This window comes from Rhizobium ruizarguesonis (assembly GCF_012349115.1).
Lineage (GTDB): Bacteria > Pseudomonadota > Alphaproteobacteria > Rhizobiales > Rhizobiaceae > Rhizobium > Rhizobium ruizarguesonis.
The window spans coordinates 1-12438 of the sequence record NZ_PQIG01000075.1; the positions used below are offsets into that span (position 1 = coordinate 1).

Annotated in this window: 11 protein-coding genes; 1 reads left to right on the plus strand and 10 read right to left on the minus strand. The window is 58.9% G+C overall.

What is annotated here, in order from left to right:
- Positions 1-23 precede the first annotated feature (23 nt).
- On the plus strand, positions 24-512 hold the full coding sequence (locus tag C3Y91_RS14600; protein WP_343227734.1) for an ROK family protein: 489 nt from the start codon (positions 24-26) through the stop codon (positions 510-512).
- 279 nt (positions 513-791) lie between these two features.
- Here C3Y91_RS14600 and C3Y91_RS14605 read toward each other — a convergent pair whose 3' ends face one another.
- The 10 genes from C3Y91_RS14605 to C3Y91_RS14655 form a co-directional block, all read right to left on the minus strand.
- Positions 792-1916 carry an alpha/beta hydrolase gene (locus C3Y91_RS14605; RefSeq protein ID WP_130666387.1) on the minus strand — a complete coding sequence of 375 codons (1125 nt, stop codon included), beginning with the start codon at positions 1914-1916 and terminating at the stop codon, positions 792-794.
- A gap of 61 nt (positions 1917-1977) precedes the next feature.
- Positions 1978-5043 carry an efflux RND transporter permease subunit gene (locus C3Y91_RS14610; RefSeq protein ID WP_130666386.1) on the minus strand — a complete coding sequence of 1022 codons (3066 nt, stop codon included), beginning with the start codon at positions 5041-5043 and terminating at the stop codon, positions 1978-1980.
- Positions 5040-6125, minus strand: coding sequence for an efflux RND transporter periplasmic adaptor subunit (locus tag C3Y91_RS14615; protein WP_130666385.1), 1086 nt, complete (start codon positions 6123-6125; stop codon positions 5040-5042). The genes C3Y91_RS14610 and C3Y91_RS14615 overlap by 4 nt, the downstream gene beginning before the upstream one ends.
- Positions 6122-7192: an efflux RND transporter periplasmic adaptor subunit gene (locus C3Y91_RS14620; protein ID WP_168575538.1), complete on the minus strand. Its 1071-nt coding sequence runs from the start codon at positions 7190-7192 to the stop codon at positions 6122-6124. Before C3Y91_RS14620 ends, C3Y91_RS14615 begins: the two co-directional genes overlap by 4 nt.
- A gap of 139 nt (positions 7193-7331) precedes the next feature.
- Positions 7332-7736: a DoxX family protein gene (locus C3Y91_RS14625; protein ID WP_165410370.1), complete on the minus strand. Its 405-nt coding sequence runs from the start codon at positions 7734-7736 to the stop codon at positions 7332-7334.
- A 282-nt stretch (positions 7737-8018) separates the two neighbouring features.
- Positions 8019-8642, minus strand: coding sequence for a DUF3313 domain-containing protein (locus C3Y91_RS14630; protein ID WP_245493644.1), 624 nt, complete (start codon positions 8640-8642; stop codon positions 8019-8021).
- Between the two features lie 298 nt (positions 8643-8940).
- Positions 8941-9549, minus strand: coding sequence for an SH3 domain-containing protein (locus C3Y91_RS14635; protein WP_130666383.1), 609 nt, complete (start codon positions 9547-9549; stop codon positions 8941-8943).
- Between the two features lie 804 nt (positions 9550-10353).
- Positions 10354-10824, minus strand: a complete 471-nt coding sequence (locus tag C3Y91_RS14645; RefSeq protein ID WP_130666382.1) for a periplasmic heavy metal sensor — start codon at positions 10822-10824, stop codon at positions 10354-10356.
- Positions 10825-10832: 8 nt separating this feature from the next.
- Positions 10833-11303, minus strand: coding sequence for a hypothetical protein (locus C3Y91_RS14650; protein ID WP_130666381.1), 471 nt, complete (start codon positions 11301-11303; stop codon positions 10833-10835).
- A 2-nt stretch (positions 11304-11305) separates the two neighbouring features.
- Positions 11306-11878 carry a sigma-70 family RNA polymerase sigma factor gene (locus C3Y91_RS14655; RefSeq protein ID WP_245493642.1) on the minus strand — a complete coding sequence of 191 codons (573 nt, stop codon included), beginning with the start codon at positions 11876-11878 and terminating at the stop codon, positions 11306-11308.
- Positions 11879-12438 lie beyond the last annotated feature (560 nt).

Sequence of the window (12438 nt, forward strand, 5' to 3'; positions counted from 1 at the left end):
GCAAACTATCTTAGAAACTCAGGATATGCTGCCGTCTAAAAACAGCACGCTCTAGAGCCGCGGTCGCTGCCGGGAGGAATGGCGACAGTGCCTATTTCGCGCGACTGCAGGAGTACGGAACACCCCTTCAAGTCAGCCACCTCGGTGAGGGAGTTCGCTACGGAGACGAGACTTCGCAGCGCCTGGTTGCAATGTCCGGTATGACGATAGGGAGAGCTCTTGGTGCGACCATCAATGTATTGAACCCCGCGGTCATCGTCGCCGGCGGTTCGCTATCACATTTGGGAGACCTGTTTCTCGCCTCCATGCGCCAAGCTATCTATGGTCATTCGCTGCCATTCGTAACCCGCGATCTCGGAATTGTTGTGGTCCAACAGACCGAGGGATCGGGCCTCGTAGGGGCTGCGCAGATGGTAATCGATCAGATCTTCTTGCCGCGTTGTCTTGCGAAATGGATATCGGTTGGCCAGCCGACCTCAGCCCTTCACCGCCTAGGAGAGGCGTCCAATTAGGAAACGTCAATCCAAACAGAGTGAGTGGCTGCCAGCCCGACCACCTTCGAGTCAAGCCTAGCCCGATGCTCATCGTAGTAAGTGGTTCACACGGCCGGAATTGACAGCGTCAAACGAACCGGGACAAACCGGGGCGCTTCATCAAGGCCTTCGTGGATGGCTCGACCTTAAAGGCGAGGATCCCCGCGCGACGAACGCGTTGCTGCCATTGCCCGGTTCGGCGCAGACATGATCCGTGTCGAGGGCTAATACGACGACTCCGTCGGTGTCGTATGTCCATCATTGCCGGGCGATCTGCCCGGCAAGCCGGAACGGACTTGCGACCGCCTCGCCCGCCGCGTCGAATACGAAAGCGCCACCGTTGCGTGCTCGCGCTTCGGCTTTTTCAAGTTCGCCGCCAAAGCGGGCGAGTGCTGCATACCGGTCGTGACCTAGGCCGTCGTTGGCCTCGACGGACGAGATATCGATGACCGAAACGTTCGCCTTTATTGCCGCATCCCTTATTTGCGGATCGGCTATGTCTACGAGACCAACACGGGGTCGTTCACCGCCCACCAGACTCGACATGGACAACGCGCGGTCAGTTTTCGAAACAAGAAGTGTAATCGGGCTCTTCAGGCGACCAATGTCGAGGAGCTGTGCCCGGAACACATCGACGTCGATGTCCGGGGCCGCCAAGACGATTTGAATCTTTCCGAGAATATCGTCACGGCCTTCGAGTTTGAGCTGTCTCACCGCTTCCATAGACAGGAATCCGCCCATGCTGTGACCGAACAAGATTATGCGCTTGACCTTTGGTGCTTTGGCAAGAACCGTCAGAACGCGCTCGAGCTCTGTCCTTGAATATAGTGCCGCATCCCGGTCGGTGACGTATCCCGTCACGCTTGCTGCGGATGGCCAAGAGAACAGGATCGGCGGGCTGAACGTGCTTGCATCAGCAGCCATCTGTGCCGCCCTGAACAAGGCTTCCTGATACCGGTAGTTATATCCGTGAACGAAAAGAGCGACGGAGCCATCGGAGGTCGCAGCGCTACTGGCGGCCTCAATCCATGACGCTTCCGTCAGTTTATCCCGTCCAGTGACTAAAAAATCCCGGCGTGTGTCTGGAGTAGTGGACGGGTACGTGATGGCCGCGACCGTCCGTTCGCGCGGCACCGAGAAGTCGTAGCGCTCGTATGTCAGGTTCCCTGCCCACTTGCTGCCGAAGCCACCGTCCTTTTCGACCTTGTTTCGGTTGGTGACGGCGAGGAGACTGACCTTCTGGCCCATATTCTGGCGTATCGAGACGGGCTCGAGTACCGTCGCTGACGGTCGCGAAGCACATCCCGACAAAGAAGCAATGAACGCTAAAAACACAAGTCTGCCGGATGACCGACTGAGAATGACAAGAAACGATACGGGCATGAATGGATCCAACTGGTTGAGATTTTACAGGGCGCTTCCAACGCGCCCATTCGTACAAGGTTCACGCCGAGGCGGTTGACATGTCTGCATCATGGGCAGGTATCCGGAACCAGGCGATGTAGAGAGCCGGAAGGAATAGGAGCGTCAGGACCGTGCCCACAACGATCCCTCCCATCATGGCGTAAGCCATTGGTCCCCAGAACACCTCCTGCGAGATCGGTATGAGCGCGAGAGTGGCAGCGGCCGCCGTCAAAAGTATCGGGCGCATCCGGTGCTCGGTTGCTTCGAAGACAGCCTGCCACGGCGCGACGCCCTCGCTCCTCAGATGCTCGATCTGCACAACGAGAATAACCGAGTTTCGGATGAGGATGCCAATCAGGGCAAGCACGCCGAGGATCGCGACGAAGCCCAAGGGAGCATTGCTCAGCAAGAGCGCCGCGACCACCCCGATCACGGCCGTCGGCGCGACAGCAAACACCAGGAAGAGACGGCTGAAGCTTTGAAGCTGGATCATCAGGATCGTCACCATTGTAAACAGCATAAGCGGCGCAACGGCGATGATGGGTGCCTGCGAGTCCGCGCTCGATTCCACCGAGCCGCCGACCTCGACCTTGTAACCCACTGGAAGGGCGTCGGTGAACTTCTGCACGTCAGGTTTAAGCTGTTCGACAATGGTTGCCGGTTGTGTCGGCCCGATGACGGCGGCCTTTATGGTGACCGTAGGGATGCGGTCTCTTCGCGCGATCTTTGGTTGTTCGAGTTCGTAGCGGAATTTTGCGACGGCGGACAGCGGTACGGATTTGCCGTCCGACCCCGGTAGCTGGAGGTTGCGCAGCGTCTCGATCGATCCACGCTCGGCGTCTTCGGCCCGACCGATCGCATCGATCAGATAGATGTCGTCGCGGATCTGGGTGATGGAAGTCCCTTGGACGACACTGTTCAGCACGTTCGCGATATCCTCGGACGACACGCCGAGCTGACGCGCTTTGTCCTGCAGAACGTCCACCTTCACGACACGCGTCGGCTCGTTCCAGTCATAGGTCATGTTGGATAGTAGCGGTTGCCGGTTGATCACCGCGCCGAATTTCAGCGCAAGATCGCGAACCCTCTGGATGTCGGGGCCACTGAGGCGGTACTGCACTGGCTTGCCGACGGGCGGACCAATGTCCAGCAGTTTGACGAAAGCATCGGTTCCCGGAAACGTCTTTGCGAGATAGGCCTGAAGATCCTTACGCAACCTGTCGCGCGAGTCGAGATCCTTGGCGACGATAACGATCTGTCCGAACCAGACAGCCGGCGTCTGCACGTCGTAGGAGAGGATGAAGCGTGGCGCACCTTCGCCGACATGGGTCGACCAATGGTCGATGTCGGTATTGCCTGCGAGCTTCTCGCGCTCAAACTTCGCCATCTGCCGGTCGGTCTCGGCGATCGTGCTGTTTTGGGGCATGCTCCAGTCCACAATGAGTTCCGGGCGGTCGGAAGCCGGAAAGAACTGCTGCTGTACAAGGCCGAGACCGCCAAGCGACAGTGCGAAGACAACCACTGTGGCAATGATCGTGATCCAGCGCCAGCGCATGGCAATGCCCAGGATCCAGGCAAAACCGTGCGCAACGCGGCCCTTCTGGTCGTAGTGCGATTTCATGGTCTTCGGCAGGATTGTCACGCCCAGTAGGGGGGTGAACAGCACTGCCACCACCCAGGAAACGACAAGCGAAACGGCAATAACGACAAACAGGGTGAAGGTAAACTCGCCCGCCGCGCTGCTGTTGAGGCCGATCGGGATGAAGCCGGCGACAGTGACGAGCGTTCCCGTCAGCATCGGGAATGCGGTCGAGGTATACACATGGGTCGCGGCCGTGCGCAGATCGTCGCCGACTTCAAGCCGCGCAACCATCATCTCGACCGCGATCATAGCATCGTCCACGAGAAGTCCGAGCGCGATGATCAACGCGCCCAGCGAGATGCGCTGCAGTGAAATGCCAGTGTATTCCATGACGACAAAGGTGATGGCCAGAACGAGCGGAATCGAAATCGCCACCACGAGACCGGCCCGAACGCCAAGGCTGATGAAGCTGATCGCGAGAACGATTGCGATGGCTTCGAACAGGGCTCGGGTAAAGCCGGAAACCGCTTCTTCCACGACAGCCGGCTGGTCGGAAACCCGTTCGACCGTCACGCCGATCGGGAGATCGGCGACGACGCGCGTCATCGCCTCGTCCAGCGCCTCACCAAACGTCGTGAGATTGGCACCGGGGGTCATGCCGACTGCAAGGCCGATCGCCGGCTCGCCCTTGAAGCGAAACAGCGACGTCGGTGGATCGACGTAGCCCCGCTTTATCGTTGCAATGTCGGTCAATGGGAAAAAGCGGTCGTTGACCCGAAGATTGATCGCCTTGAGACTGTCCTCCGACGTGAATTGGCCGCTAACCCGAATTGCGATCCGTTCGGGCCCTGCGTCGACGAAGCCGGACTGGGCCACGGCGTTCTGCGCCTGCAGCGTCTCGATGACGGACTGCTGATCGATGCCAAGCGCGGCGATTCTGCGGGTCGAGAATTCAAGATACACGACCTCGTCCTGCGCTCCAATAATGTTGATCTTGCCGGCGTTGGGGACGTTCAGCAGTTTCACGCGAGTGTCTTCCACAAGGTCCCTCAGCTGCCGCTGCGTCAGGCCGTCAGAGGTGAACGCGAAAACGTTGCCATACACATCGCCGAAGCTGTCGTTGAAGAACGGACCCAATACACCACTCGGGAAGTCGCCCTTGATGTCGTCGATCATATTGCGGACGCGCACCCAGTTGCCTGCCACATCCTTCGCCTTGGTGGTCGGTAGAAGGTCGACGTAGACCGTCGCCTGTCCTGCGATCGTCTCGCTGCGTGTGAAGTCGAGAGCGTCGAGCTCCTCGAGCTTCTTCTCGATCCTGTCGGTGACCTGCCGCGTGACCTCTTCTGCGGATGCACCGGGCCACCGCACATTGATGATCATCGTCTTGACGGTGAAATTCGGGTCTTCCTCGCGGCCGAGATTCAAGTAGGAAAAGGCGCCAGCAAGACTAAAGACGATCATGAAGTACCAGACGAGCGAGCGGTGCTCGAGCGCCCACTCCGAGAGGTTGAAAGGTTTCAAATCACGGACTCCTGATCGATACGGACGGTCTGACCGTCTTCAAGTGTGTTGACGCCGGCGGTGACGACGCGGTCGCCGGGGTTGATTCCTTCGGTTACAGTCACAGTGCCACCCACGACCAACGGCTCGGCGAGCGTGATCGGACGCGACGACACCTTTCCGGTCGGCACGTCGATGATCCAGACAAAAGCTTTTGCTCCGTCCACTCGCACAGCAGATGAAGGCAGCCGGATGAGCGGTGTTTCATCACTCGTGGTACTGGCCGTGATGACTGCTCCAAGCCGGAGCGCTTCCGGTGGATTGACGAGGGTCAGCCGTGTCCGCCGCGTGCGGGTTGTGTCCTCCGCTTCGGGTGCGATTTCGCGGACCAGCCCCTTGGCGTGGATCGCCGGGTCGAGTTGCAGGGCGACATCGAATTCCGCTCCAGGCTTCAGTAACACGCCTGCAGCTTCGGGAACGTCGAGTACGGCATCGCGCTCGTCCGGCTGCGCCAGGGTGACGACAGTCTGACCGGCGGAGACCACCTGACCGACGTCGGCAGAGGTTGCGGTGACAAGGCCGTCGAATTCAGCAACAAGGCGCGCGTAGCCAAGCTGTTCCTTGGCCTTGTCCAAATTGGCCTGTGCCTTAAGGACATTGGCTTCGGCGGTCTCACGTTCCTGTTGCGCGGTCTCGAACGTGGCCTTCGTCCCGCTTCGCCTCTCGAACAGGGTGCGCTGCCGACCCTCGTTGATGCGCGCGTTGACAAGTTGCGCCTGGCTGTTGGAGAGGTCAGACTGCGCGCTGCTGACTGCTAGCTCGAGCGCCAGCGGATCGATAGTCGCCAGAACATCGCCCTTCTTCACGAAGTCGCCGACCAGCGCCTTGCGGGTGACGATGCGACCGAGGATGCGGAAACCGAACTCGGTCTGCACCCGTGCTTCCACCGTCCCCGGCAGCGAGAACGCCGCCAATGGGGACGGCTCTGCGATCTGGGAAAGAACGGGTCGCGGTTGCACAGTTGCGGATTCTTCTTCCTTCTGGCACGCGGGCAAAAGCGCCAGGGTCGAAAGCAGCACCGATAGCTGAAGAACTCTCTTCATGGCGCGGCTCCTTCGAAAGTCACGACGTCGCCGTCACTCAGAAACTTGGTGCCGTTGGAAACAACCACGTCGTTTGCGTTCAGACCAGATCCCACTGAAAATCGTTCGACGGCGTAGCTGGTAACACCTACGGGATAAAGTGACACCGCTCGGGTGTTTGGGTCGACAAGCCAGACGGCGGGACGTCCATCGGAGGACGCCATGGACGACCAGGGCAGCTCGATCACCGTTTGTGGCTTGTGTCTGGCAGTCACGACGACGCTGCTGCCGAGCGGTGCGTCAAGCCCGCCTTCAAGACCAAGCTTGACCCGGATGGTTCCCGTCGTCGTGTCAAGGCTGGGTGAGACCTCGCGCACTCTTGCTTTGTACGTCCCGCCGCCGGACAGAAGCCTGACCTCAGCCACGTTTTCGACCCCGCGACCGAGCAAAGCGGCCTCATCAATATTGATAACGGCATCCCGCGGGCCGTCATAGGCGAGCGAAACAATTGCTTGAGCAGCTTGCACGACCTGACCGACCTCAGCGTTGCGAGCCGTGATGATGCCGTCGGCCACTGATTTCAGGACCGTTTGCTGCAATGTGTCCTCCGCTGTATCCACCTGGGCCTCCGCCGACCGGACGGTGGCCTGTGCGGTGAGAAGGGCCTCACGCGCGCTATCGACTGCGGCCTGAGTCGTCACGGAAGTAGCGATCAGGCTTTGCTGACGGGTATACGACTGTTGTGCCTGGGTCCTCTGCGCCTGTGCGGACCGGAGGTTTGCCAAAGCCACCTGCAGATCGGCCTTTTGCTCTTTGTCATCGATACGCGCGAGAACCTGCCCCGCCTTCACGTGGTCGCCGACGTCCACCATCCGCTCCGCAATTCGTCCGCCGACCCGAAAGGAAAGGTCGGCCTGGATGCGTGCGCTGATTTTGCCGGAGGTCGAGGTGGTACCGGAAACTTCCGTTGCCTCAATGACGATCGTCTCGACGTACCGCGCCTCCTTGGGCACAGGCTGTTCTGCGGGAGCGCAAGCTATTAGCAGTGCGAGCGATATCGCCGGACTGATGCGCGTTAGTAGGACCATGAATGCGCTTCTCTTAGTGTTCGAACCCTCGGGTGTGAGTTCTGAAATGTGTAGGGCGGAGCCGGCATCGACGCGGTCGAAGGATAGTTCCGGCTGGGGGGCGATCGGGTTGAGGCCCGCATCCACGAACCTCGCCATTTCAAGACGCGCCGAAGCACGCCGCACCCTCCGGTGAGTAAGGCGACTTTTTCTTGCGGGCTGCATTTTGGGTGACGAAGGACGCAACAAGCGCCGCCAGTCCGACGACGGACTGGACCGCGCCGGCGTATTCGGCGGCGACGAGATGCGCCGAGAGAGCCAGCAACACATAGTAGAGCATGCCGACATAGGCGAGGTCACTGAGGAAGACACTGACGCGCGCGAGGATCATCGCGGGACCCACAAGCTTCACCATAGTCAAGATTGTCAGGAGATACGCCGGGTAGACCAATGCCCCGTCAGCCTGGCTCAAGGTGTCGGCTTGCGTCATATAGAAGACCGTCGCAATAGGGTAAACTGCGCACAGCACCGTTGTGCTAATCCAGTAGATGTATTTGCGAACCATGTTGGGTTCCCTCTTGTGCACAAGTTAGTTTGTGACCGTGCCGCTTAACGTCTTTGGGCCGCTGGGCCATTACGATCGCCGACCAGGCAGCGACGGCGTTGTCTATATCACCCAGCGCCAAGGATCGGCCCCCAGCGATGGGTTGGATATGCCTGCCTGCATTCTGCGGTCGTCGCTTCTTGAATAACTTCCCGTCAAAGCCTGAACTCCTTGTGATTGTCGGTGCCGGCTTCGAGCCGGCAGTCTCTAGCCCACCCGCGAAAGGCAAATTGGCGCCCGCAGCTATCTGGTGCTGCCGGCCAGTTCTTTGCCCAGCTGGTCTGCCGCTGAGCGTACTCCGGCCCTCGCCGCGTCGAGCCCCCGGAAGTTGGCGGTGATGTCGAGCGCGTTGGCGCTCCTGCTTGCAACATGGGCGTAGAGCAGGGTGCCGGTCTCGGCATCCTCGATCTCGACAGCATAAGACACCCAGCCTGAGAACGTGCCACGGCCGCCAGTGGCCTGCGCGCCGGCATTGACAACGAGCCCACCCGGGAAAACATGCGAGACGGTGGACAGCACCGGTGTGCTTGCTTCCGCACCGGTCAGGGTTAGCCTGACGCGTAACGTGCCTGGCCCCGACTGCGCGACGGGCTGAAAGGGTCGGCCAAGAACCTTGGAGAATTCCTGATGCATGTAGCTGGCGAGTGCCTGCTTATCGGCGGCGGACATCTTGCCAAACTGTGCGTCTGGCCCTGCGTAGATCGTCGTGGGAGGAATAATGGCGCGACTGTAGGCTGCGAAATTCGCATCCGGCCGATGGTACGCGTAAGGCCTCTTCTTGTCCGAGGTCGGGCGTAGAAACGCCGACGAAGACAGCGCTTGAGACGGTGGCGGCGTGGTTGCACAGGCGGTGACGGTGAGCGCCATCACCCAAGTCGCCAGACCGCGCACCCACATCGACAGGGTACCGGAAGGCCTCTTCCGAGCAGCCTGGGACGGACCGGAAATCGGGGGGCGACTATTTGCGCGATTATCCAAAGTTGATCCCCTGTGCATGGCCCGTTGTCGCGGTGTTTCTGCACCGGCAGGCTGGTCCTCACCTTTTTTGACCGAAGATGCCGAGGCGGTGATCCGCCTCAGCCTCCCCTAGGTCATGGCTGACGGTCCGGATTTGAACGGAAACGGCGTACGTTTCCTTCGATCCGGCGTCCCTAAAAGGTTCGCTTCAACGTTCCCTGACGCCCCCGCGAAACTGGAGCCCGCCACCGGGCTGCCGCATGACGGCACCACCGGCGCACTGTTCCGGTCCGCAAAATCCCCGTGCGGCCGCACCGCCACCGTTAGGACCGCGCACGACGCCAGAACCACCGCAGGCGGGGCCTACGCACCCTCCCCGCGCAGCTCCGCCAGTCCGGGCATAATAGCCGTTCCACTGCCCATGCCATGGCTGGCTCGCATAGTGGTTGTTCCAGTAGGCTTGGTTGAACGCGACAACAGTCAAACCGATCACCGGAATGAGCGCCGGTGATATGGCGACCGTTTGACCCTGATAGTAGACGCTGACATAGTTCGAGGAGACCCAGCCGCGTGCGCCACCCCACGACACATCGCACCAGGACGCTGCGTCGAGGCACCCATAAATGGTAAGAGCTGCACTTGGCGGCATCGCGGTTACCACGGGATACCATGTTCCAGGCCCGGCCCTCAGATTGACGCTAGTGACCGTGGCTCCTCTTGTTGCCGCCAAAGCCGGGCCTGACATCACGGCCATCAAGATCGCTGCACATGCACTCAAGATGGTGCGGCGCATAAACCAAATACGCGTTTTGTTCATAACTTTTTCCTTTTGAGGTGGTCGAGACTTTCCGAGCCTAAGCGTTGGGAAACGCGACGGATGAGGTCAATTCGCTCAGGTATTTAAAGGTTGATGACGCTCCAACGATCTTCCTCCAAGCCTTCACCCTCGGAGTCGTCGGGGTCGTCAAAGCGGTAGCTGCTGACACATCTGTTGGTCGCAGCGACCTCGTCGGACATGCACAACTCGTATCCGTCCTCGTCAGCTTGGAGCGTTACGCAGACAACATTCCGCTTTCCGTCTTCGGTCGAGAGACAAAACTCCTCTGCGGGCTCCTGCACCCCTGGGGTTGTCTCCCATGGAATTTTGGAAGCTTGCTCGTGAGCCATTCCAGCAACAGGGCCAGACATGCTCAGAAGTAACCCCAGGGCAAATTTTGAAAACATCAGCAGTTCTCCGGAATTGATGAAGTGCTACTGATACGGTGCCCGATGCCCGATGCGACATGGATGGTCGGATTTTTTGCACGCACCGTCGTTAATTAGGGGCTGAAGGGCTGAGATGTTGCGACGAACGGAAATGTACCGCTCGACAAAACAGGGGAGGATTGGCCGGTTCCGAAACAAGCTACGTGCAATTTTGCAAGCGTGCCGAAGGCGCGAAGGTCTTCGATCGACGTTCCCAGGGTGCAGGCCTATTCATCGAGGTATAGTGTAAATCTGTGACGCATGCGGCACCACAGGGTTCGATCCCCCGAGCCAGCATTCGCCAATCTCGTAGACATGAAATGAACAATAAAATTCGATCGCGTTCCGGGTTGGTCCCGCGCTCGACCGCAATTAGTTAAGGCACGCGCATTATCCCCTTTGCCTTTTGATCGGCAACCACCCTGCGCCTGCCTTCTGGTGAAACGACGCCGACCGCATCAACCAATGGACGACCGATTGCATCCATGAACTCCGTCCAGGCACTCTGCGTTGCGTTAAGTGCGATGAGGGTTGCAACTGGATCATATGGATCTGCGGAGACCTGCTTCAGCATTTCTTGCCGAGCCTGGACGAGTTTCTTTACGGTTTGCGCGTATCGCGGTTCTTCCTTGAGGAGAGTCTCGCGGAACAGTTTGGCATCCGAAGGAGGTAGGTTTGCTTCGGCAACAGCCAGTATGCGGACTAGAGGATCATCACCACTGGGAACACTTGGTGTTGAACGCAGCATTTGCCCTCCCCAAAAAGCGACAAGGAACATATTCAACGCGAGTGACACACCGAGGGTAATTCGCAGCCATTTTTGTCTGCCTGCCTGTTCGTGAACCATGTTCCTGCTCATTCCATGAAAATAGGGATTGACGCGACCTGAAGGGTTGAGACCAGATCATTGGAGGCGGGTACGTTCGGAAAATGCATCCCGATGAAAAGACCTGCAACGACCGCGATTCCACTGCTAGAGGCAACCCCCAGCCAATTCAGATCCGGCCAAAGCCCACGAACATACGCAAAAAAACGTCCGGGCAATCGGAAAGGCCCAGATTGCTTAACCGCTATGCGCGCAGCGACGTTCGTTCTCAAGCGCAACAAGGCAGCGTTTCGCTCGTCAGCTGGCCACAAGGAGGTTTCCCGATGCCACGGCGCGGCACTGATCGCGTCATCAAGTTCGCACTCCTCGGCAAGAACAGCTTGAGCCTCTTTGGAGGTTTCCAGCAGAGCCAGCGCATCGCTTCGTACCCCGATGGGCCACAGATCAAAGTTCGCCCCGTAACTTCGCGCCAGTGACGTAAAACGTTCGATCGACAACATATCTATTCTCCCTGCTTATCATGCTCTGCCAGCAACCATTCACGCAAAGTGGTTCTCGCGCGTGCAAGCAGACGCTCTATTGCTTTGGCTGACAATCCAAGAATACGCCCCGCTTCCGCGCCAGAAACCCCTTTTTCGTAAACGAGCATCATCGCGGCCTGCTGACGTGGGGGCAACGCACGAAGAGCCGTGGCCACGGCAGCATCGCGCTCGGCTTTTGCCAATATTTCATCCGCCAATGCGCCAGGATCGATAGCGTCGAAGTTATCAGGAAGCGATACCGCCTCTTTGCGACGGCGCCGATCGATACAGAGATTGGCGATGATCTGGTAGAGCCATGTTCTCAGGCGGGCCCGTTCTGGATCAAAGCGACCGGCCTGATGCCATAACTTAACCATCGCATCCTGGGCCACGTCCTCAGCATCACGAGTATTCAAAGTCAGACGGCTTGCCACACTCAGGGCAAACGAACCGTGACGCATGACAATTTCGTCGAAGGCTCTCCGGTCTCCCTGCGCAGACCAATATAGAAGCTCGCCATCAGCAGTTTGATTATAGGCCCGGGGTTCGACCATGCTCCTCCCCAGACTCCGCTTGATTAAGAATACGAGCGCGACCCATCCAAATTCTATCCCCTGCCATGGCGCCGCCAATTCTCGTGCCCGCATGTGCACTGCTCGCTTTTCTCGGCTCTTGCAGCTTATACGCGCCGCCCCGCGTGTTTCCCCCGTCATCCGATCGAATTTTTTTGAGGTCAGGCCAGGTCGGCGGGCGGCACACTCTCCCGCTCAATAGATCGCGATCGGCGTTGTCTATTCCGACAATGCCAGACTGGGTGCCGAACTCAGAACGGGCAAATGAGCGATGATCCCCGCTCATACGGCGCTTTAAACTTATCGGCCCCTCGTCAAGGTACGGCACGAGATCTGCGAAAAGGCTACCTGAAGATGGGCAATCTTGGTCCACATCTGCATTGCGGCTGTTACGGGTGAGATGGAATGTCGTGGCGGGGAACTGGAAGAGTTTTCCGGTCGGGTTGTGGATTGAAGCGAACGCTGAACGTGTCACAGTGACTTCAATCGCGATGCTCAAGAGGAGGATCACAGCAAGGGTTCCCTGCCTCAAAGACTTAAAG

Excerpts from the sequence above, each read along its gene's own strand:
- C3Y91_RS14605 (WP_130666387.1), bottom strand. The coding sequence starts at position 1,916 with ATGCCCGTATCGTTTCTTGTCATTCTCAGTCGGTCATCCGGCAGACTT.
- C3Y91_RS14615 (WP_130666385.1), bottom strand. The coding sequence starts at position 6,125 with ATGAAGAGAGTTCTTCAGCTATCGGTGCTGCTTTCGACCCTGGCGCTT.
- C3Y91_RS14620 (WP_168575538.1), bottom strand. The coding sequence starts at position 7,192 with ATGGTCCTACTAACGCGCATCAGTCCGGCGATATCGCTCGCACTGCTA.
- C3Y91_RS14625 (WP_165410370.1), bottom strand. The coding sequence starts at position 7,736 with ATGGTTCGCAAATACATCTACTGGATTAGCACAACGGTGCTGTGCGCA.
- C3Y91_RS14630 (WP_245493644.1), bottom strand. The coding sequence starts at position 8,642 with ATGGCGCTCACCGTCACCGCCTGTGCAACCACGCCGCCACCGTCTCAA.
- C3Y91_RS14635 (WP_130666383.1), bottom strand. The coding sequence starts at position 9,549 with ATGAACAAAACGCGTATTTGGTTTATGCGCCGCACCATCTTGAGTGCA.
- C3Y91_RS14645 (WP_130666382.1), bottom strand. The coding sequence starts at position 10,824 with ATGGTTCACGAACAGGCAGGCAGACAAAAATGGCTGCGAATTACCCTC.
- C3Y91_RS14650 (WP_130666381.1), bottom strand. The coding sequence starts at position 11,303 with ATGTTGTCGATCGAACGTTTTACGTCACTGGCGCGAAGTTACGGGGCG.
- C3Y91_RS14655 (WP_245493642.1), bottom strand. The coding sequence starts at position 11,878 with ATGGTCGAACCCCGGGCCTATAATCAAACTGCTGATGGCGAGCTTCTA.